Here is a 20,680-nt window from a genome sequence, read left to right as displayed (position 1 = left end):
TTGCATGTGGCAGCGTTTTTCAGTAGCTTTTCCTGCTTTCCCCACCCGCTATGCCTAACGCACTGCTCGCCGCGCTGCTCGCCGAATACGGCGAAAGCCACCAAAACCCCACCAACAAACTGGTGCACTGGATATGCGTGCCCCTCATCATGTTTTCGCTGTTGGGGCTGCTGTGGTCGGTGCCCATGCCAGCGGCCCTGCACCGCCTCAGTCCGTGGCTGAACCTGGCCACGCTGGTGATGGTGCTGGCCGTGGCGTACTACCTGCGCCTGTCGGCCCGGCTGTCGGTGGGCATGGTAGTAGTGTGGGTGCTGATGGCGGCAGCCCTGCGCGTGGTGGATGCCCAAGCCACGCTGCCGCTGTGGGCTGTGTGCCTCATCATTTTTGTGCTGGCGTGGGTTGGGCAGTTCTGGGGGCACGAGGTGGAAGGCAAGAAACCGTCGTTTCTGAAAGACCTGCAGTTTCTGCTCATCGGCCCGTTGTGGCTCCTGCACTTTGTGTACCGGCGGCTCGGGTGGTTGTATTAACCAGCTCTGCTTGCCGCTGCATTGTTTTCTTATCCAGTGGAAATAGTCGCCTTCTGAGCACCATCCCAAGTCAATCCCCCGTGAGTATAGGTGGCTTTGACATGTTTTCGGCGCGTCTGGAAACTGTATTGACCACAGGTAGCGCGCTACACCTCAAATGTTGCTTGTCTACGCCAGATGCGCGCTTTCAGGTCTCTGGGCAGGGCTTTTCCTTGCCTACCAAGGCTTGGACACAAATAAAAAAAACCATACATTCACGCAAAATAATCATTTCATTTTTCAGCCTCCATTTATGCGCAACTTGTTTACTCTAGCTGTCTTTGCATCAGCGTTACACGCCTTACCTACCGTAGCCCAACAAGCCGGCAGCTTGGACGCAGGGTTCGGCTCAGGCGGAAAGGTGTTGCCCACTTTCGGCCTGAGCGGCGTGAGCATGCAGGCGCGCGGGGTAAAACAACAGGCTGACGGCAGGCTCGTGGTCGTGGGCGACCAATCAAACGGTATAATTCTGACCCGGCTCTTGGCCGATGGGACGACTGATTCCCTGTTTGGGACGGCGGGTCTGGGGGCTGTTTCTTCGGGTGGGTCGGCCAACCTGTTTGTAGGCAGTGGCCTAGCCGTTCAGCCCGATGGCAAGTACGTGGTGAGTGGCTCCGCTGGCGGCCCTGGCTATGTGGCGCGCCACAACCCCGACGGCAGTTTTGATACCGGGTTTGGCGAAATGACAGGTCAGGGGGCCGCCCGCACGGGTTACCGCAAAGTTATTTACCCAGGCTTGGGCAACTTAGGAGGCATATGGTACGGGAGCATAGTGAATCCCGATGGCAGCATCACCGTGGCCGGCGACCGGCACAGCCTGGCTGCCAATTTCAACAACAACGTCGTTCATACCTTCTCGGCCAGCGGCGACGATGTAGCGCAGTACGGTGTCAGCACTAGCCAGCTCAACTTCGTCACGAATGTTCCCCACTACTTTACCGATATAGCCCGGCTGCCCAATGGGAAGAGCATGGCCGTGGGCCAATGCACCTACGACTTTCTGCTCAGCCAGGCGCTGCCCGACGGCTCACACGATTCTGGTTTTGGTCCGCGCGGCTTTGGGTTAGCGTTTTGTTTGGACATCAACCGTTCTGCGGGTATCACTGCCCAAGGCATTGCGGCTCAACCCGACGGCAAACTTGTGGTTGTGGGAAGCCGCCGGGGCAAGGCCATGATCCTGCGAATGAATTCGGATGCGACCCTGGATGCGTCCTTTGGCAATCAGGGAATTGTGGATTTGACGATTGGTAGCCTTGCCGTTCTGAATAAGGTTCAGGTACAATCCGATGGCAAAATCGTAGCCGTCGGCGCTGCCAAAACCGCCACCTCAAACAATGATTTTGTGCTGGTGCGGTTGCAGTCCGATGGCTCACCGGACCCTGGCTTTGGTACAAACGGTATTTCCGTAACCGACATTGGCAACGACAGCGAAGATGTCATCAACGGGCTGGATATCCAGGCCGATGGGAAAATTGTGGTTGCAGGCTATACCACCCCTGCCGGCTCCACCACCAAACAGTTTATTGTAGCTCGCTACCTGGGCACCGCTGCAGCCTTGCCCAACGGCATCTGGACGGGTCTGACGTCGACGGCATCGGGTGTAGCCACAAACTGGAGCAACAACGTACTGCCCGCCGCTACCGACAACCTCGTTTTTCCGGCCGGCACTCCTAACTATGCTCAAGTCACCGGCACGCTGAACGGCAGCAGTATAACGGTGGCACCGGGCGCAACGCTAACGCTGGCTTCAACCGGCACCCTAACCGCAACCGGTACGGTCACCAACAACGGCACCCTGAATCTGCTCGGCACTTTGCGCATGCAGGGAACAGCGGCGCAAGAGCTGAGAGGCTCGGCGTTTGAGGCGCACAACCTGGAAGTAGGTCCGGCTGGCGTAGTTCTAACAACGCCGCTCACCGTCCACCGCATGCTCACGCTCGGAGGAGGCCTCCAAACCGACGGGCAGCCACTGGTCTTGGCTTCGGATGCCAGCAACTCCGCAATGGTGGTAAACCGTGGCGGCGGTATCACGGGCAACGTTACCATGCAGCGCGCTATTACCGCTAGTCTAAATCCGGGTACCGGCTACCGCCATTTTTCGAGCCCGGTAGTGGGAGCTGCCCTCAGTGGCTTGGCCACGAATGGCTTCACGCCCGTGCTTAACCAAGCCTACAATACGAGTTCCAACCCCAGCACCGTACAGCCATTTCCAAACATTTTTGAGTACATCGAAGGCCGGCCCAACACCGCCACCGACTTCGACCTGGGCTGGCAAGTGCCTACCGGCACCATGGGCGCAGGCAAGGGCTACACCGTCAACCTGCCGGCTTCGGCAACCGTGGCCTTGACCGGCCCCGTCAACGCCGGCCCCGTTACCATTCCGCTGAACTACTCCGGCTCCGGCAATGGCTGGAACTTGGTGGGCAACCCCTACCCTGCCCCCATCGACTGGAATCAGGTAGCCGTGCCAAGCGGAGTGGGAACAGCCCTGTACATGTACCGTTCGAGCGGGCCTTACGCGGGCACCTACACGAGTTTCGTGAACGGCGTGGGCTCCGGGTCGGTCGTGCCAGCCATGCAGGGCTTCTTTGTTCGGGCGCTGGCTCCGGGCAAATCCTTGTTGCTCGACGAGAGTGTGCGCATGCAGTCTTACGCCAATCCGGCCTTCTACCGCTCTGGCACCGATACCCGTCCCCAACTTCAGTTGGACCTCTCTGCCGCCGGCGCCGCCACTCCCTTCGACGTGACCTATGTGTACTGCGAAGCCGGTGCAACCCCGGCTGCCGATGCCCGCTTTGATGCGTGGAAAGTAATCAGCACCCAGGCTGGACTCTATACGCAGGCTGGCAACGATGCGCTGTCTATCAACGGCCTTCCCGCCTTGAGCGCCACTTCGCTGGCGGTGCCACTGGTGGTGCGTGTGCCCCAGGCCGGCACGTATTCCCTTTCGGCTTCGCTGCTGCACTTTCCGGCCGGGGCCGAGGTGAAGTTGCAAGACCTGCAAACCGGCCAGCAGCAGGATTTATTGGCCAATTCGACCTACACTTTTACTGAAACAACGGGAACGGGCGCAGCAGCTCGTTTCCTGTTACAGCTGCGTTCCTCGGTAGCCACTGCTACCTCTGCCAAATCGGTCAGCCTTCTGGGTGTGTACCCCAATCCGATGACCCAGGGCCGATTGCACGTCAGCCTCGATAACGTCCGTGCCGCTGTGGCAACGGTGCAGTTGCTGAATTCCTTGGGCCAAGTGGTAGCCTCAGAAGTACTACCGGTTGTGCGGGGGCAGGTAAATGGGCTGGTCACTGCGCACGGAGCCGCCGCTGGCGTGTATACCCTTCGGGTAATGGCTGGGGCCGAAACCATGACCCGCAAGGTCACCATTGTAAACTAACTGATCCTTCGTTCCCTGGCAAAAACGCCCCTTCACCACGCGGTGAAGGGGCGTTTTTGCCTTTCCAAACATTGGCTTCTCCTGTTAGCGGCTGCCTCTTGCATCGTCTGCCGTTACTGCGCCACTGCCGGCCACGGCACCACGGCCAGGCGCACGGCCAGCTCGGCCGTGGCGTCGGAGAGGTGTTCCCAGCTGGGCAGCACGAAGTACGAAGCCTGGAACCCGTCGCGGATGATCGAGGCTTCCAGCGTTGCTTCCATTGCGAAAGGCGTGTGCACCGCGTCGTCGCTGAGGCAGTGGTGCAGCTCGGCCGCCGACGACAGCAAACCGGCGCCGTACACGCGCAGGTGTTCCCCCTCGCGCACCAGGCCAAACTCGGCGGTGTGCCAGAACAGGCGCACCAGCTGCTCCACGGCTTGCGCATCGGCCAGGTGGTGGCGGGCCATGTGGCCGAAGTGCTCCATCCAGGCCGCCCAGTGCGGGTCGGTCAGCAAGGGCAAGTGGCCGAAGGCATCGTGGAAGAGGTCGGGCCCCGAGAGGTAGTCGAAGTGCCGCATGGGCCGAATCCAGCGGGTGACGGGCATCTTGCGCTCGGCCAGCAAACCCAGAAACGTGCGGTCGTCGATGCGGCCGGGCGCGGGCACGATGTTCCAGCCGGTGAGGCGGTGCAGGCGCTGGTCGAGCTCTTCGAGGCTGGGGGCCGCCTCGCGGGTCAACCCCAGCTGTTGCAGCCCTTTGATGAAGGGCGCAGCAGCGCGACGGTGCAGCAACGCCGTTTGGCGGTCAAACAGCACTTTCCACACGAGGTGGTCTTCGGCGGTCAGATGACGGGCTTCCATAAGGGCATTCGGGCAAAAAAAAGCCCGGTCTCCGTGGTACGGAGCCGGGCTAGGTTGAATCAGGGTCGGTAGCTGCTTTAGCTTCATCCTCCTATATGCAACGGCACGGCTCCGTCCCCATTCATGGGGCGGACGTACAGCGTAAAGTTGCACTTAATGGACTGGTTCAGCATGACAGGGCCAAATATAAGAATCATTCGCAGCAATACAAATGCACCACTGGGGTTGCCGTCGAAATTAATTTTCAGCCAACATTCTGATACTTTTGACTTAACACGGAAGTGACGTATCGGCGCAGCCCTTTCTGTTTGTAGCTCCACGATGCAGCAGCAACGGAGCAAACCGTTTTCAGCCCAGTTCAGCCTTTGCCGTAGGGTTCGTGTTTTCTGACGCTTAGGCCAGTTCGGCTTCCAACTCGCGGCGCAGGGCGTAGGTGCGGCGCATAGCCGTTACCAGCCGGGCCGATTCGTCGAAGTTCAGCGTCTGCTGCCCGTCGGAGGCGGCGCGCTCGGGCACGGGGGCGGTTTCGTAGAGGATGCCGTCGGCGCCGGCCATAACGGCGGCCAGGGCCAGCGGCGCAACATGCTCGCGCAGGCCGATGCCGTGCGACGGGTCGACGAAGACGGGCAGGTGGGTTTTCTCTTTCAGGATGGGCACCGCGTTCAGGTCGAGGGTGTTGCGCGAGGCGGTTTCGAAGGTCCGGATGCCCCGCTCGCAGAGGATGATGTCCTCGTTGCCGCCCGAGAAGATGTATTCGGCCGAGTGCAGCAGCTCGTCGATGGTGCCCGACACACCGCGCTTGAGCAGCACCGGCTTGTCGACGCCGCCCAAGGCATCGAGCAGGTTGAAGTTCTGGGTATTGCGGGCCCCCACCTGAAACACGTCCACGAAATCGACCATCTCCTCTACCTGCGACACCTGCATGACCTCGGTGACGATGCGCAGGCCGTGCTGGCGGGCGAGGCGGTAGAAGTCGCGCAAACCCTCCAGGCCGAGGCCGCGGAACGAGTACGGCGACGAGCGGGGCTTGAACACGCCGCCGCGCATCAGCCGCACGCCGCTTTGCACGAGGTGCTGCATCACGGCTTCCATCTGCGCCTCGTTTTCGATGCTGCACGGGCCGGCCACAATGCTCAGGCTGCCTTCGCCGAGGCGAATGTCGTCGCCCAGATCGAGCACGGTGGGGTGCACGCGCCACTTGCGGCTCACCAGCTTATAGTCGTCGGACACGCGATGCACGTCGCGCACGCCGGGCAGGGCGGCAATGCGGCGCAGGTCCACGTCTGGGGGGCCGAGGGCCACAAGGTAATCGGCGTGCTGGGTGCGCACGGGCGTCACCTTGAAGCGCAGCTGCCGCAACTGCTCGATGAGGGCGGCGTGGGCGTCGGGGGTGAGGTTCGGCTGGGGATGAATAATCATGGCGGGGAAATACGATGTGGCGCTGGCTTTCCAGTCGGCGCGGCCGCCAACGGCGGCCATGTGGTGGTGGTGTGCGTTTGCGGCTCGGTGCGGGCCGCGGACTACTGGCGGATGCTGCGCACGAATTGCCGGGCGGCTTCGTGCGGGTCGGCGGCCCCGTCGAGGGCGCGCAGCAGTGCCGAGCCGATGATGGCGCCGTGGGCGTGCTGGCAGGCCCGCTCGAAGGAAGTTTTATCGGCAATGCCGAAGCCCACGAGGCGCGGATTGCGCAGGTTCAGGGCTTCGACGCGGGCCAGGTAAGCATCCTGGCTGCTGTGGTCGGCGGTTTGGTTGCCGCCCGTCAGGCCGGGGCCCGACACCAAGTAGAGAAAGGCATCGTCGGTCAGTTCGTCGAGGCGGCGGATGCGGGCTTCGGCGGTTTGAGGCGTGATGAGGAAAACCGGGCGCAGGTTGTGGCGGCGGAAGGTTTCCTGATACAGAGCGGCGTATTCTTCGGCCGGCAGGTCGGGCAGAATCACGCCGTCGATGCCCGCGGCGGCGGTCTGCTGACAGAACGCCTCCATGCCGTATTGCAGCACCGGGTTCAGGTAGCCCATGAGCAGCAAGGGGGTGTCGGGCAGCACCTGGCGGATGCCTTGCAATTCCTGCAGCAGCAACTTCAGCGTCATGCCGTTGCGCAGGGCAGCGGAGCTGGTTTGCTGAATCACGGGGCCGTCGGCCAGTGGATCAGAAAAGGGCACGCCGATTTCGAGCACGTCGGCGCCGCTCTCGGCCAGGGTTTTCAGCAGCGGCACCGTGTCGTGCAAACTGGGGTAGCCCGCCGTGATGTAGAGGTTGAGCACGCCCGAAGGCTTGCGGGCAAAGAGGTCGGCAAATCGATTGACCACGGATTCGGACGGATTAGACGGATGTCACGGAATTTGGGGACGATTCCGGGCAAGCCACTAGCGGACTTCTGAACGGTCACGCGGTTGTTTGCCGGAAGTCAAGCATACTTCAGACCGGTTCTTTCTGCAAAACGACCTATCGTTTTACCTAAGGCTTCAGGCCAGGTGCAGTTCGCGCAGGTAGGTATCGAGGTCTTTGTCGCCGCGGCCGGAGAGGTTGAGCACCACCACGTCGGTGGGTTTCAGCGGGAGCTGGTCGAGGGCGGCCAGGGCGTGGGCGGTTTCGAGGGCCGGAATGATGCCCTCGAGCCGGCTGCAGAGCTGGGCAGCCTGCAGGGCTTCGTCGTCGGTGATGCTCAGGAACTGGGCCCGCTTGGAATCGGCCAAGAAGGCGTGCAGCGGGCCGATGCCGGGGTAGTCGAGACCGGCCGAAATGGAGTGCGGCTCGGTAATCTGGCCGTGCTCGTCCTGCATAAGCAGCGTGCGGCTGCCGTGGATGATGCCCGGCCGGCCCAGCACCGAAGTAGCCGCCGACTTATCCGTATGCACGCCGTGGCCGGCGGCTTCCACGGCCACCAGCTGCACCGTGGACTCGTCGAGGAAGTGGTAGAACGCGCCGGCCGCGTTGGAGCCGCCGCCCACGCAGGCCACCACGTAGTCGGGCAGCTCCGAGCCGGTTTTCTCCCGCAGCTGCCGCCGGATTTCCGCGCTGATGACCGATTGCAGCCGCGCCACCAGATCGGGGTACGGGTGCGGCCCGACGACGGAGCCGATGATGTAGTGCGTGTCGGTGGGGTTCGAAATCCAGTCGCGGATGGCCTCGTTGGTGGCGTCTTTCAGCGTCTGGCTGCCGCTGGTGGCGGGCCGCACCTCGGCGCCCAGCATCCGCATGCGGGCCACATTGGGCTTTTGCCGCTCCATGTCTATGGCGCCCATGTACACAATGCAAGCCAGCCCGCGCAGGGCGCACACGGTGGCGGTGGCCACGCCGTGCTGGCCGGCACCGGTTTCGGCAATGATACGCTTCTTGCCCAGCCGCTCGGCCAGCAGAATCTGGCCCACGGTGTTGTTGACCTTGTGGGCGCCGGTGTGGCAAAGGTCTTCGCGCTTGAGGTAAATGGTAGCCCCGTATTTCTCCGACAGGCGCGCAGCGCGAAACAGCGGCGTGGGCCGGCCCACGTAGTCGCGCAGCAGCAACTGATATTCCTGCTGAAAGCTCGCATCGGCCAGAATGCTCAGGTACTGCTCGCGCAGCTCTTCCACGTTTGGGTAGAGCATTTCGGGGATGAACGCGCCGCCGAACGAGCCGTAGTAGCCGCGTTCCGTAGGGTGGTATTGGCTCATGATGTTCTGGTAGTGTTAGCCCGCAGCGGATGCCGCGGGAAGTGTCAGTTGCGCAACTCGCGCAGCACGCGCTGCACCAATGCGTCATCTTTGAGGCCCGGCGCCAGCTCCAACCTGCTGTTGAAATCGAAGCCGGCCAAGCCGGGAAGCTGCAGCTGCCGGAGTTCGGCCGCGTGTTCGGGCCCGAGGCCGCCGGCCAGCAGATACGGCGTGGGCAGGTCGTAGGCCTGTAGCAGGCTCCAATCGAAGGCAAACCCGTTGCCACCCGCCGCCGGTCCGGCCGTGTCGAACACGAAAAACGAGCAGTGCGGAGCGTAATCATCAAGCCGCCGCACATCGAAGGTCTCTCCTACTCCGAAGGCTTTGAGAACGGGCAAGCCCGCTGCGGCCAGCGTCGCGCACTCGGCCGCCGACTCCTGCCCGTGCAGCTGTACCGCGTCGAGCCCAAAATGCAGGGCCAACCGCCGGATAACGGCCGGCTTCTCGTTGACGAACACACCCACTTTGGCTACGCGCAGGCCGCGCAGCTGGGCGGCATCGAGCGTATCGGCCGCGTAGCGCGGCGACTTCGGGGTGAAGATGAAGCCGAGCATATCGGGGCCGAGGGCGGCCACGGCGGCGACATTATCGGGGTATTTCAGGCCGCACACTTTCACCAGGCGGCGGCCCGCATTGGGCACCGGCAGCAGATTGCGTTGGGCAGAGGCGGCGATAGTGGGCATGAGCGGGGACGACAATTAGCGGGCAGGTTCCAGGTCGCGCAGCTGCTGCACAAGCGTAGCGCAGGCTTTTTCGGGCCGGCCGTGGCGCATGAATGTTTCGCCAATCAGAAAACCCTCGAAGCCGGCGCGGCGCAGCAGCTGAATGTCCTGGGCGGTGCGCAGGCCGCTTTCGGCCACGCGGCCGAGGTGAGCGGGCAGCAGCTCCACCAGCTCCAGGCTGCGGTCGAAGCTCACGGAGAAGTCGCGCAGGTCACGGTTGTTCACCCCTACGAGGTCTACCGCGTCGAGGGATACATCAAGCGTACGCTCCAGCTCGGCGCGGTCGTGCACTTCCAGCAGCACTTCCAGTCCCAGGGCCTTGGCCTGCTCACCGAGGCGGCGCACCTGCTGCGGCTCCAGCACGGCCGCAATCAGCAGCACGGCATCGGCCCCAATGCTGCGGGCTTCGAGCAGCTGGTACTCGTCCACCACGAAGTCCTTGCGCAGAATAGGGCACAGGTTGAAGCGGCGGGCAGTGGTCAGGTCCTCGTTTTTGCCGCCGAAAAACTCGGTATCGGTGAGAACGGACAGCGCCGACGCGCCGGCTTGCATGTAGCCGAGCGTGGTGCGCTCCACCGGCGCAAACTCGTTGATCCAGCCCTTGGAGGGCGAGCGGCGCTTGAACTCGGCAATGATGCCGCTCAGTTCGGGCCGCCGCAGGTAGCCGGCCAGCGACAACGTGGGCGACGCCAGATACGGGCTTTGCTCCAGTTTTTTGGGCGGCACGAGTGCGCGGCGCTCGGCCACTTCCAGCTGCTTGTGAGCCACAATGCGGGCCAGCACGTCGGGGGGTGAAACGGTAGAGGTCATGGCGAAGGCCACCAGTGGTGCCCGGTTTCTGGGCGGCACCCCAAGCGGCGTGAAAGGCGACGAAGAAATTACGCCTGCGTGGTGAGCAGCGCGGTAAAGGCGTGGCGGGCGCGGCCCGAGTCGAGCGACTCGTAGGCGGCCTCCAGCGCATCGGGCAGGGAGAGTCTGGTGTTGAGGCAGCGGATGCCGAGGGCAGCATTGGCGGCCACCACGTCTACTTGGGCGCGGGTGCCTTTGCCGTCGAGCACCTGCCGGAACAGCCGAGCCGACTCTTCCACCGTCTGACCACCGGCCAGGTCGTCGGGGCAGCAGGTGGGCAGGCCCAGGGCCGCCGCGCTCAGCAGGGTTTCGCCGTCGCCGGAAGTGGCAATTTTGGCTTCGCCGGTCAGGCTCAGCTCGTCGTAGCCGTCGAGGGCGTGCACCACGGCGTAGCGCGTGCCGGTTTCCTGCAGCAGGTACTGGTAGAGGCGCAGCAGCTCCAGGCTATACACGCCCAGGAGCTGCGCGGCGGGCCGGGCGGGGTTTACCAGCGGGCCGAGCATGTTGAAGAACGTGCGCAGGCCCAATTCGCGGCGCACCGGCCCGGCGTGGCGCATGGCCGGGTGGAATGCCGGCGCGTGCAGAAAGCAAATGTTGGCCACGTCGAGCTGCCGCTGCAGCAGCTCATTCGGCGCATCAAAGTCGTAGCCGAAGTAGGCCAGGATGTTGGAAGCTCCCACCGCCGACGATACGCCGATGTTGCCGTGCTTGACCACTTTGTAGCCCGCGCCGGCCACCACAAAACTCGCCAGCGTGCTGATGTTGAGCGTGTTTTTGCCGTCGCCGCCGGTGCCCACGATGTCGAGTACTTCGTGCGTATCCAGCTGCGGGTCGCGGCAGAGGTCGAGCAGCGCGTCGCGGAAGCCGGCCAGCTCGGGCACCGTAATGGGGCGCAGGCGGTACACGGTGAGGAAGGCGGCCGTTTCGGCGGCGTTCAGCTCGCCTTGGCCCAGGCGCAGCATTACGTCGTGGGCCTCGGCGCGGTCGAGGGTTTGGTGGTCGAAGAGGGCGGTGAGGGTGGCTTTCACGGTAGCGGCGGTGTGGGTAAGCAGGTAGTAAGTAGTAGAGCGAAGAAAGACGGACGGGCGGGCCCGTTAGCCATCGAGCCAGTTTTGCAGCAGCCGGTGGCCGTGTTCGGTCAGAATGGATTCGGGGTGAAACTGCACGCCGCGCACGTCGAACTGGCGGTGGCGCAGAGCCATTACTTCGCCAGCGTCGTCGAAGGCAGTGGCTTCCAGACAAGCGGGCATGGAGCTGGGCAACACGGCCCACGAGTGGTAGCGCCCTACCAGGAACCGCCCGGGCAGGCCCTGAAACAGCCGCTCGTCGGGCACCGACACCACAGCATCGGTAGCCACGCCGTGCAGCACCTCGGGCAGGTTCAGCAGCTCGGCGCCAAAGCTTTCGGCAATGCCCTGGTGGCCGAGGCACACGCCCAGCATGCGTTTTGTGGGCGCGTACCGCCGAATCAGTTGGGGCATCAGCCCGGCTTCGGAAGGAATGCCAGGACCGGGCGAAAGCAGCACCGCGTCGTAGGCTTCCACCTCGTCGAGGCTAAGCTGGTCGTTGCGGCGCACCGTCAGCTGGTCGCCGTGGCCCAGCTCGCGCAGCACCTGCACGAGGTTGTAGGTGAAAGAGTCGTAGTTATCAAAAACGAGAATCTTCATGAGGTGCTTCGCTGGTGCTGATGGAAGAGTTTGCTGAAGGCTGACTTTGCTACGTCGACGCGACCAATGCCTTACCTGGATGTGGATGTGGCTTCAGCCGCGGCCGGTCTGATTTCCACGGCCTGCACTTCCTCTTGCGCGGCGGCGGCCTGTTTCAGCGCCTGACGTAGTGCAGCCAGCTTGTGGTGCACTTCGTTCAGCTCCGACTCCACTTCCGACTTGGCCACCACGCCCGCGCCGGCCTGGTAGTAGAGCGTGCCGCCAATGCTCACAAACGAGCGGATGAAAATGGCGTGGTTGAAGTCGCCGCCGAGGCCCAGGTGGCCGATGCAGCCGCCGTAGAGGCCTCGGGCCGTGGGCTCCAACTCGTCGATGAGCTGCATGGCCCGCACTTTGGGCGCCCCCGACAGCGTACCGGCCGGAAAGGTATCGGCTGCTACCTGCAGCGGATCGGTGCCGTCGGCCAGTGTGGCGGCCACGTGGCTGACGAGGTGAATGACGTGCGAGTAGTACTGGATTTCGCGGAAGCGGCGCACTTCCACGTGCTGCGCGTGGCGGGCGAGGTCGTTGCGGGCCAGGTCCACCAGCATCACGTGCTCGGCGTTTTCCTTGGGGTCGGCGGCCAGTTTTTCGGCTAGCGCGGCGTCTTCGGCATCGTGGCCGGTGCGGCGGAATGTGCCGGCAATGGGGAAAATACTGGCTTCGCGCCCGTTTACCAGCAGCTGCGGCTCGGGCGACGAGCCCAGCAGTCGGTAGTGCCCGTAGTCGAAGTAAAACAAGTACGGCGAGGGGTTGATGGCGCGCAGGGCACGGTACACCTGAAACTCGTCGCCGCGAAACCGCTGCTGAAACCGGCGCGACAGCACCAGCTGAAACACGTTGCCGCGCAGGCAGTGCTGGCGGCCGGCGGCCAGAATCGAGCGGAAATCGTCGTCGGTCTGGTTGCTGGTCTCCTCCCCTTCCAGCGCAAAGCCAAACGTGGGCCGCACGGGGCTGCGCACCACGCTCAGCAGGCGCTGCAGCGCCGCTTCGTCGGGCTCGGCTCCTTCGGGGGTATGCTCGAAAATATGCAGCTCCTGCCGGAAATGATTCAGGGCCAGCACGTAGCGGTACAAGCCGTAGCGGGCATCGGGCAGTGGGCCGGCAGCGGGCTTATCGTTCCGAAACTGCACGTCTTCGCAGTACTGCGCCGCGCCAAAGCCCATGAACCCAAACAAACCGCCGCTGATGAACGGATGGCCCGTTTCGGGGGCTTGGAAACGGCCGGCAAACTGGCGCAGGCAGTCCAGGGCTTCGTGGCGCGGGTTGGTCAGCGTGCGGTGGTGCTCGGTGCCGTCGGGCAGGCGCTCCAGCAACTCGCCCCCCCGCAGCTCAAAACGGGCCAGTTCGTGGCAGGCGATGTAGGAAAAAGCGTTTTGCTGGGTGTGGTAGTCGGAGCTTTCGAGCAGCAGGCAGCCGGGGTACTGGTCGCGCAGGCGCAGGTACAGCCCGACGGGCGTTACGGTATCGGCGGGCAGGCGCAGGTGGCGGGTGCGCAAATGAATAGCGGCGGGCATGGCAACGGAGGCGTGAAAGGAGAAAAACAGTTCGCGCCGGGCAGAAAAGCAACAAGCCCGGCAGGGCGGCCGGGCTTGTTGCGGAGTCGTGTAAAAGAGCAGTGTCAAAGGGTACCGCTCATCACCAGACATAGGCTAATCGTCCCGTCCGAGAGTTGGGCAGGGCCACCAGAGCTGAAGATGAGAGGTAACGCGGATCATGGTGAGTGAACAGTTGACGCTGCAAAAGTACAGCGAATGGCAAAAAAGTCAATGTTTCACTGCCACTATTTCATCCAAAAGGTGTAAAATTTACATAATTCACAATATCGGCCATCTTTTTTGCCGATGCTCGTATCTGCAACCGCGCAAAGCGCCGTGTTGTTGCCGATTTTTCAAAAGATAACGGTTTTACTCTTTTACAAATTGCGTGGCTACGGTGTCTTTGCCGCTCTTGAGCCGGGCCGAATACGTGCCGGCTTTCAAGGAAGCCACATCCACGGTTGTACTGGCCTGCCGCAGCGAGCGGTGCACTACTACCCGCCCGGTGGTGTCCACGATATCCAGCTTGGCCTCGTGCCAGCCGGCCGGCAACTGCACCAGCACGTGCTGCGCCGCCGGGTTGGGAAATACGCTCAGCACGGCCGCACCACCCGGCGCTTTGGTTTTGGTGGGCGTGGCAGGCCGGTACAGCCATTGGTAAGCGGCCGGAAACTCACGCTTCCAAAACCACTCGGCGTGTTGGCCATCGGCGCGCACCTGGTAGTTGAGGTCGGCGGCAGCGTAGCCGCCGCGCTGCAACGAGTCGCGCACGGCGCGCATGAGGGGCACCATGGTTTGGCTTTCCTGCGCGCCGCACACGAAATAGAACCGCGTAGGCTGGCCGGCCGGTGCCGGGTGCTGGTGCAGATAGGCTTTCAGGGGAGCTTCGGCAAACCAGAAGGCGGGCGAGAAGATACCCGTGCGGCCAAACGTACTGGGGTATTTCAGGGCCGCGTAGAGCGAAATCAGCCCGCCCATGCTCGATCCGGCAATGCCGGTGTTCAGGCGGTCGGGCAGGGTGCGGTAGTTGCCGTCGATGTACGGTTTGAGCGTCTGCACCAGAAAATCCACGTACTGGTCGCCTTGGCCGCCGCCGTACTGGGGGTTGTTCCAGGGCGAGTATTCGTTGAGGCGCTGCGCTCCGTCGTTGTCGACGGCAACCACAATGCAGCCCGTTGGGTCAAGCCCCTGCTGCTGCAGCTGGTTCAGGGTTTCGTCCACGCCCCATTCGCCCGAAAAGCTGGTGCAGTTGTCGAACACGTTCTGGCCGTCGTGCATGTAGAGCACGGGGTAGCGGCGCGTGCCGGTGGCGTAATCGGCAGGCACCGAAACCCACACCCGGCGCGTGCGGCCCAGCTGCGGCATTTGAAACGCGGTGCTGATGACTTGCACGTTGGGCTGCAAAGCCGTGGACGTGCACGAGCCCGAACCGCCGCCGGCCAGGTCTTTCCAGCTTGCCACCTGAAAATCGACGGTAGCCGGCGCGCCGCCCACGGTGTAGCGCCGGTTGGCCACGTCGGCGCCCTGCGCATCGGCCTCCACCGAGGCCCAGGCTCCGCGGGTGAACTTGAATTCGAGGACACCGGTAACCGTGGCCGGCAGGGTAACCTCGTAGGTGCCCGACGCCTGCTTGGTAAAGGCGGTGCCAGCGGGGTTCCAGTTGTTGAAGTTGCCGGCTACGTAGAGCGTCGCGTTGGCGGGGGTGTTGGCCGGCACGCTGGTGAGGCGCATGGTGGTTTGGGCCATGCCCGCCAAAGGACTTAGCAGGAAAAGGAGCAGGGAAAAGAGTCGCATGGGCAGATAGGGAAAAGAAGACGCAGCAGGACCCGCAAAGTAGTACCGATGCCCCCGCGGGGAGCGGCAAGCAGCCACTTCCCGTTCGGTACTGAATCATTGGTACCTGGGGAACATAATTCCGGGATTGGAAATCCAAAATTACGTCATTCAGCAACCTTGCTGGAGGTAATTTATTTGGGGCAGCTACCAGCCTACGCTGTTTCTCAATAATAAATATTCGATATTAATAGACGGGTAGCCCATCTGGGCTTAGACTGAGTAGGTGAGTCCCCAATCACCGAAGAAATTTTAGTACCTGCCACTCCAAAGTCATAGTTCGCCTAATCAGCACTTTAGGTGAGACCTTGTGGGTGAAAAACGCTGTATTTGAACCCACTACGGCCGTTTCGCATCTGGTGATAACACAAAAAAGAGGGAAGCCAAAAATTGATAATGCCGGCAACAAAACTTTATCTTGCGGAGTTTTTTAGCCTGAATTCAGGGCTCAAAACTGTTTGAATAACAGCGCAAACGTTTCCGGAAGTTTGCGTTTTGGCGTCGCCTAATTTTCCAACTGTTCCCCAGTTTCCCCGCCCCTCACCATCCTCAACCATTTTCATGTTCCCCATGAAACACAATTACCTGCCGAAACTCTGGTTTCTGCTCATCCTCCTACTCAGTTGCTGCCTGCAGGCCGTTGCCCAAACGGGCGCGGTGGGAGGCCGCGTAACTGACGAAACCAATGCCCCGCTGCCGGGTGTCACGGTGCTAATTGAAGGCACGCAGTTGGGCAACTCCTCCAACTCCGACGGGGCGTTTCTGATTCAGAACGTGCCGGCCGGACCCCACACGCTGGTGGTGTCGTTTGTGGGTTACACCACGGCGCGCCGCTCGGTAACGGTAGTGGCCGGCCAAACCGCCGATGTGAGCGTGAACCTAGCCGAAAACACTCAACTGCTAAACGAAACGGTGGTAGTGGGCTACGGTACGCAGCAGCGCCGCCAGCTGACGGGGGCCGTGTCGCAGGTAGAGTCGAAAGCTTTCACCAACACGCCCCTGCCCAGCTTCGATGCGGGTTTGCAGGGCCGGGCAGCCGGGGTACAGGTACAGCAAGCCAGCGGCGCGCCCGGTGCTGCCGTGCGTGTGCGTATCCGCGGGCAGGCTTCCGTTTCGGGCGGCTCCGACCCGCTGTACGTCATCGACGGGGTAATTGTGAACAACGGGGACTTCAGCAGCAAGAACTACGGTGCTACCTCGGCTAGCCCGCTGAACCCGCTGGCGGCCATCAACCCCGACGAAATTGAGAGCGTATCGGTGTTAAAAGACGCTGCCGCAGGCGCTATTTACGGGGCCCGCGCCGCCAACGGCGTGGTGCTCATCACCACCAAGCGCGGCAAAGCCGGCACTACCCAGTTCAGCCTGAACTACTCGGTGGGCATTCAGCAGCCGGCCCGCAAACTCGACATGCTTTCGGGTCCCGAGTGGCGGACGCTCTACCGGGAAGCTTACAACAACGACAGCATTGCCGGCCTGAACCCGCGCCTGCCCACCAACATCAACGGTGTGCCGGTAAACCGCCGCTTCCTGCTTGGCAGCACCACCGATACCGATTGGTACGACGAAGTACTTCGCACGGGTCGCATCCAGGACGCCAGCCTGTCGGCCACGGGCGGCAACGAGAAAACCCGTTTCTACGTGAACGGCGCCTACAACCGCAACGAAAGCATGCTGAAAGGCAACACTTTCCAACGCGGCTCGGTGCGCTTTAACCTCGACAACGATGCTTCCGAGAAGCTGACCCTGGGCACCCAGATCGGCCTGTACTTCACCGAGAACAACCAGGTGCGTACTTCCTACAACGGGGGCTTGGGCGCGGCCCAGTCGAACGCACTGCCCATCTACCCGGTGCGCAACGCCGACGGCACGTTCTTCGGCACCCAGTTTGCTAACACCAGCAACAACCCCACCGCGCAGCTCGACGACCGGTTCAAGACCCAGAACCTGCGCACGCTCACCAACGTGTACTTCAACTACAAGATTGCGCCCGGCCTCTCGCTGCGGCCGCAGGTGTCGTTGGATTACCTCGACCAGTACGAGCGGTTCTTCTACTCCCCTACCAACCGTTTCTACCAGAACACGGGCCTGGGCGCCATCGACGAGCGGCACGTGAATTTCTACAACGTGCAGGGCAACGCCGTGCTGACCTACACCAAAGACTTGAACGAAAACAACCGTTTGACGTTGGTTGGTGGCTCGGAAGTGCAGTACAACTCGCAACGCGACATGGGCTTCTACACCTTGGCCGGCGCAGGCTTTTTGAACCCCGCGCTGAACCAGGAAACGGCATCCATTTCGTGGGACCCGCGGGTACCCGCTACTACCCGGGCCGGCCAGGCCATCGGCGGCTACAACTCGTTTGACTACTACCGCTTTGCTTCGTTCTTTGCCCGCGCCAACTATTCGCTGCTGAACCGTTACACGGCCGAAATCAGCTTGCGTACCGATGGTTCTTCGCGCTTTGGCCCGAACAAGCGTTTTGGCTTCTTCCCGGCGGCCTCGGCCAGCTGGATTGTTTCCGACGAGGGCTTCCTGCAAGACGTGGCAGCGGTGAGCTTGCTGAAGCTGCGCGCCAGCATCGGCCTGACGGGCAACTCTGAACTGGGCGGTAACTTCTCGTACCTGGGCACCATCACGCCGGAAGCCGGCCAATACCTGGGCTTGGCCGGAAGCCGCCGCACGCGCATCGACAACCCCGACCTGAGCTGGGAAAGCAACCGTTCCCTCGATGTGGCGTTGGATTTCGGCTTGCTGAAGAACCGCCTGACGGGTACCGTGGCCTATTACAACAAGTACGGCTACGATATCCTGCTGAACCAAGCAGTGCAGTACTCGGGTGCCGCCATTGCCCGTACCAACGCCAACTCCGACGTGGTGATTCGCAACCAAGGTTGGGAGTTTGAATTGAACTCGCGCAATGTGGCCACGGAACGCTTTACCTGGACGAGCAGCCTCAACCTGTCGGCCAACTACAACAAAGTGCTCGACGCTGCTGGCTTGGCGCCGGATGCATTCGAAGCCGGTCCTGGCGATGCGCGCATTATCAAGGGCTACCCGGTGGGCACCAACTTCCTGGCCGAGTACGCCGGCGTAGACCCCGAAACCGGCGACCCACTGATCCGTGCCCTCGATGGCTCGCTCATTCGCCTGCGCTACGACACCCCAGCTTCGGCCCAGCAGAACAACCGCAAGCCTGTAGGTCGCCCCTTCCCCAAACTGCAAGGTGGCCTCGACAACACCTTCACCTTTGCCGGTCTCGATTTGAGCTTCCTGTTCGTGGGCACCTGGGGCAACAAGATTTACGACGACGGCGGCAAGTACCAGAACGGTGGCCGCCTGGGCTCGTGGAACCAAACGGCGCGACTGCTCGACCGGTGGCAGCAGCCCGGCGACAACGCCGGCATGCCCCGCGTAACGCTGCGTCCTTTCAACCCCGACAACAACAACACCACGCAGTGGCTCTACGACGGCTCGTACGTGCGTCTGCGCACGGTGCAACTGGGCTACACCTTGCCGAAGGGCATCACCGACAAGATGCACGTTACCCGCCTGCGCGTGTACGTAACGGGCACCAACGTCCTGACCTTCACCAAATTCCCCGGCTGGGACCCCGAAGTGGTGCGTTATGCTGATGCTGGCGGTGGTTTGGAACGTAACAACCAAGCGAATATCTCCTTCTCGGCCCCGTACCTGCCCACCCCACAGGCCCGCACCTTGCAGGCTGGTTTCAACCTGGGCTTTTAATCCGACATGCTCATGCTACGCAATACTCTTTCCCGTTACCTCGCCCTAGGGTGCCTTGCCGCCGGCACGGTGCTGACCACTTCGTGCGAGAAATACCTGGACATCAAGCCGACCCGCGAACTGCTGTTTGAGCAAGGCTTTGATACGCCCGCCAAAGTGGATGCCTTTCTGCTTTCGGGCTACAACCGCCTGCAAAGCGCCAACTTCTACGGCGGCCAAGTGCAGATTGTCAGCGAATTGCTCGGCGACAACCTGAACTTCACAGCCATTCAAGGCTCGGGAGGCGACGCCGATTTCCGTCAGCGCCAGTTCAGCATTTTCAGCAATCCAGGGTCCAACATCTGGGAAAACGGCTACCAGGCCATTGCCAATGCCAACCTGGCACTGGAAGCTGTTGACAAGAACCTGTTCACAGCCGATCAAGCCACGAAAAACCGCATCAAGGGCGAGGCGCTGTTCATGCGGGCCATTGCGCATTTCGAGCTGGTACGCCTGTTTGCCAAGCCCTACAGCAACAACCCCGGCTCCGATCCTGGCATCGTTCTCCGTACCCGGGTGCTGTCGTCGAATGAAGCCGCCCAAAAAGTAGGCCGCAATACCGTGGGCGAAGTGTACGCTCAGGTAATAAGCGACCTGCAAGCTGCGGCTGGTCTGCTTCCCACGCAAAACGCCGACCGAGCTACTTCGTGGGCCGCCAAAGCCCTGCTGGCCCGCGTGTACCTCGATCAGAACGACTACAGCAACGCCGCCCAGCAAGCCGACGACGTGATTCAGAACGGCGGTTTCTCGTTGGGCACGCCGCCCGAATCGGTGGTGGGACCGTTCCGCCAAGTAGGTGCCGGGCAACGCTACAGCAGCGTGATTTTCCAGATCGTGAACCAGCAGGGCTCCGACCAGGCCAGCTCACTGCGCAACGCGTTCTACAACTACTTCGGCAGCAGCGTGCGCCTGTACCTGAACGAAGGCCCCAACAGCATTTCTGATGCGCTTCGCCAGCGCGGCGGCCTGCGCTACGATTCGCTGGTGGTGGTCAACGAAGTCAGCGACCCAACGACACCCACTCCCTACCCCTACAGCAACAAGTTCCGCGGCAACGACGCGTTTGCTACCAACCCAGCTAACGTGCCCATCATTCGCCTGCAGGAGATGTACCTGACGCGCGCCGAAGCCCGCGCTGCGCAAGGTGGCGCCTCGGAATCGGCCGTGCGCGCTGATGTCAACGCCGTGCGCGCCGCCGCCGGCCGCCCTGCCGACAACAGCACCACCGGCCAGCAAAACCTGCTGGCCCTCGTGCGCGACGAGCGTCGGCTGGAGCTGTTCCTGGAAAATGACCGCTACCACCAGCTGCGCCGCTTGCAGCTGCCCAGCCGCGGCATTGCCTTCAACTCGGGCCGGGTACTGCCCATTCCGCTGAGCGAGGTGAACGGCAACCCCAACATCGAGCAGAACACCGGCGACTAGCCTTTAGCTCTGGTAAAACGAAAAGCCCCGCAGCAGTGCTGCGGGGCTTTTTTTGTGCTTACAGGGTTTGTAAGCTACAGGTCGCTAGGGTTTGTAGCTACCATGTATTGTTTGATGACCATCTGTGGTACTCAAGTGGTTGCGTTGCGCTTATATCAAGCCACTTCTGCTGTACAAAGCTGTAACACTTAGAGCGTGTTGGGGATTTTAGGTTTTGGTCATGCTGAGCTTGCCGAAGCATCTCTACCGCGTCCTTTGAGCTCGTTGAACGAAGCGGTAAAGATGCTTCGCGGGGCTCAGCATGACGGCCTAAAGTCATTTTTAGCAAAATCCAAACACGCT

Annotated in this window: 14 protein-coding genes; 4 read left to right on the top strand and 10 right to left on the bottom strand. The window is 62.0% G+C overall.

Annotated features, from left to right (window positions below):
* The first annotated feature begins 50 nt into the window (after positions 1-50).
* Together F0P96_RS01885 and F0P96_RS01880 are read left to right on the top strand one after the other, a co-directional pair.
* A complete protein-coding gene (locus tag F0P96_RS01885) occupies positions 51-527 on the top strand; it encodes an Mpo1 family 2-hydroxy fatty acid dioxygenase (protein ID WP_151077042.1) in 477 nt (158 codons plus the stop codon).
* Between the two features lie 400 nt (positions 528-927).
* A complete protein-coding gene (locus F0P96_RS01880; protein WP_160620032.1) occupies positions 928-3,957 on the top strand; it encodes a T9SS type A sorting domain-containing protein in 3,030 nt (1,009 codons plus the stop codon).
* Positions 3,958-4,070: 113 nt separating this feature from the next.
* Here the strand turns inward: F0P96_RS01880 and F0P96_RS01875 are convergent, their stop codons facing one another.
* The 10 genes from F0P96_RS01875 to F0P96_RS01830 all read right to left on the bottom strand — a co-directional run bounded on the left by F0P96_RS01875 (position 4,071) and on the right by F0P96_RS01830 (position 15,094).
* Positions 4,071-4,796 carry a phenylalanine-4-hydroxylase gene (locus F0P96_RS01875; protein ID WP_160620034.1) on the bottom strand — a complete coding sequence of 242 codons (726 nt, stop codon included), beginning with the start codon at positions 4,794-4,796 and terminating at the stop codon, positions 4,071-4,073.
* Between the two features lie 393 nt (positions 4,797-5,189).
* Positions 5,190-6,215 (bottom strand): bifunctional 3-deoxy-7-phosphoheptulonate synthase/chorismate mutase, encoded by a 1,026-nt coding sequence (locus tag F0P96_RS01870; protein ID WP_151077039.1) that lies wholly within the window; start codon positions 6,213-6,215, stop codon positions 5,190-5,192.
* 101 nt (positions 6,216-6,316) lie between these two features.
* The gene (gene trpA / locus F0P96_RS01865) at positions 6,317-7,102 is read right to left on the bottom strand and encodes a tryptophan synthase subunit alpha (protein ID WP_151077038.1); all 786 of its coding nucleotides are present in this window, start codon (positions 7,100-7,102) and stop codon (positions 6,317-6,319) included.
* Positions 7,103-7,258: 156 nt separating this feature from the next.
* Positions 7,259-8,446, bottom strand: coding sequence for a tryptophan synthase subunit beta (gene trpB / locus F0P96_RS01860; RefSeq protein WP_151077037.1), 1,188 nt, complete (start codon positions 8,444-8,446; stop codon positions 7,259-7,261).
* A 44-nt stretch (positions 8,447-8,490) separates the two neighbouring features.
* Positions 8,491-9,168 (bottom strand): phosphoribosylanthranilate isomerase, encoded by a 678-nt coding sequence (locus F0P96_RS01855; RefSeq protein WP_151077036.1) that lies wholly within the window; start codon positions 9,166-9,168, stop codon positions 8,491-8,493.
* A 15-nt stretch (positions 9,169-9,183) separates the two neighbouring features.
* A complete protein-coding gene (gene trpC / locus F0P96_RS01850) occupies positions 9,184-10,017 on the bottom strand; it encodes an indole-3-glycerol phosphate synthase TrpC (RefSeq protein WP_151077035.1) in 834 nt (277 codons plus the stop codon).
* A gap of 68 nt (positions 10,018-10,085) precedes the next feature.
* Positions 10,086-11,084: an anthranilate phosphoribosyltransferase gene (gene trpD, locus F0P96_RS01845; protein WP_151077034.1), complete on the bottom strand. Its 999-nt coding sequence runs from the start codon at positions 11,082-11,084 to the stop codon at positions 10,086-10,088.
* 66 nt (positions 11,085-11,150) lie between these two features.
* Positions 11,151-11,723, bottom strand: coding sequence for an anthranilate synthase component II (locus tag F0P96_RS01840; protein ID WP_151077033.1), 573 nt, complete (start codon positions 11,721-11,723; stop codon positions 11,151-11,153).
* A gap of 71 nt (positions 11,724-11,794) precedes the next feature.
* Complete coding sequence (locus tag F0P96_RS01835; RefSeq protein ID WP_151077032.1) at positions 11,795-13,279, bottom strand: anthranilate synthase component I family protein; 1,485 nt, start codon at positions 13,277-13,279, stop codon at positions 11,795-11,797.
* Between the two features lie 390 nt (positions 13,280-13,669).
* Positions 13,670-15,094 (bottom strand): alpha/beta hydrolase-fold protein, encoded by a 1,425-nt coding sequence (locus F0P96_RS01830; RefSeq protein WP_151077031.1) that lies wholly within the window; start codon positions 15,092-15,094, stop codon positions 13,670-13,672.
* A 609-nt stretch (positions 15,095-15,703) separates the two neighbouring features.
* On the opposite strand from F0P96_RS01830, the gene F0P96_RS01825 reads away from it, so the two are divergent.
* Complete coding sequence (locus F0P96_RS01825) at positions 15,704-18,877, top strand: SusC/RagA family TonB-linked outer membrane protein (RefSeq protein WP_160620036.1); 3,174 nt, start codon at positions 15,704-15,706, stop codon at positions 18,875-18,877.
* A 12-nt stretch (positions 18,878-18,889) separates the two neighbouring features.
* The gene (locus F0P96_RS01820; protein WP_160620038.1) at positions 18,890-20,338 is read left to right on the top strand and encodes a RagB/SusD family nutrient uptake outer membrane protein; all 1,449 of its coding nucleotides are present in this window, start codon (positions 18,890-18,892) and stop codon (positions 20,336-20,338) included.
* The last annotated feature ends 342 nt before the right edge of the window (positions 20,339-20,680 follow it).

The organism is Hymenobacter busanensis, assembly GCF_008727865.1.
Taxonomy (GTDB): domain Bacteria; phylum Bacteroidota; class Bacteroidia; order Cytophagales; family Hymenobacteraceae; genus Solirubrum; species Solirubrum busanense.
The sequence above is the reverse complement of the archived record's forward strand: the minus strand, read 5'-3'. Positions and strand labels throughout refer to the sequence as shown.

Bases quoted from the DNA above. Each gene is read 5' to 3' on its own strand.
- F0P96_RS01885 (WP_151077042.1), top strand. From the start codon at position 51: ATGCCTAACGCACTGCTCGCCGCGCTGCTCGCCGAATACGGCGAAAGC.
- F0P96_RS01875 (WP_160620034.1), bottom strand. From the start codon at position 4,796: ATGGAAGCCCGTCATCTGACCGCCGAAGACCACCTCGTGTGGAAAGTG.
- F0P96_RS01870 (WP_151077039.1), bottom strand. From the start codon at position 6,215: ATGATTATTCATCCCCAGCCGAACCTCACCCCCGACGCCCACGCCGCC.
- trpB (WP_151077037.1), bottom strand. From the start codon at position 8,446: ATGAGCCAATACCACCCTACGGAACGCGGCTACTACGGCTCGTTCGGC.
- F0P96_RS01855 (WP_151077036.1), bottom strand. From the start codon at position 9,168: ATGCCCACTATCGCCGCCTCTGCCCAACGCAATCTGCTGCCGGTGCCC.
- trpC (WP_151077035.1), bottom strand. From the start codon at position 10,017: ATGACCTCTACCGTTTCACCCCCCGACGTGCTGGCCCGCATTGTGGCT.
- F0P96_RS01840 (WP_151077033.1), bottom strand. From the start codon at position 11,723: ATGAAGATTCTCGTTTTTGATAACTACGACTCTTTCACCTACAACCTC.
- F0P96_RS01835 (WP_151077032.1), bottom strand. From the start codon at position 13,279: ATGCCCGCCGCTATTCATTTGCGCACCCGCCACCTGCGCCTGCCCGCC.
- F0P96_RS01830 (WP_151077031.1), bottom strand. From the start codon at position 15,094: ATGCGACTCTTTTCCCTGCTCCTTTTCCTGCTAAGTCCTTTGGCGGGC.
- F0P96_RS01825 (WP_160620036.1), top strand. From the start codon at position 15,704: ATGAAACACAATTACCTGCCGAAACTCTGGTTTCTGCTCATCCTCCTA.
- F0P96_RS01820 (WP_160620038.1), top strand. From the start codon at position 18,890: ATGCTACGCAATACTCTTTCCCGTTACCTCGCCCTAGGGTGCCTTGCC.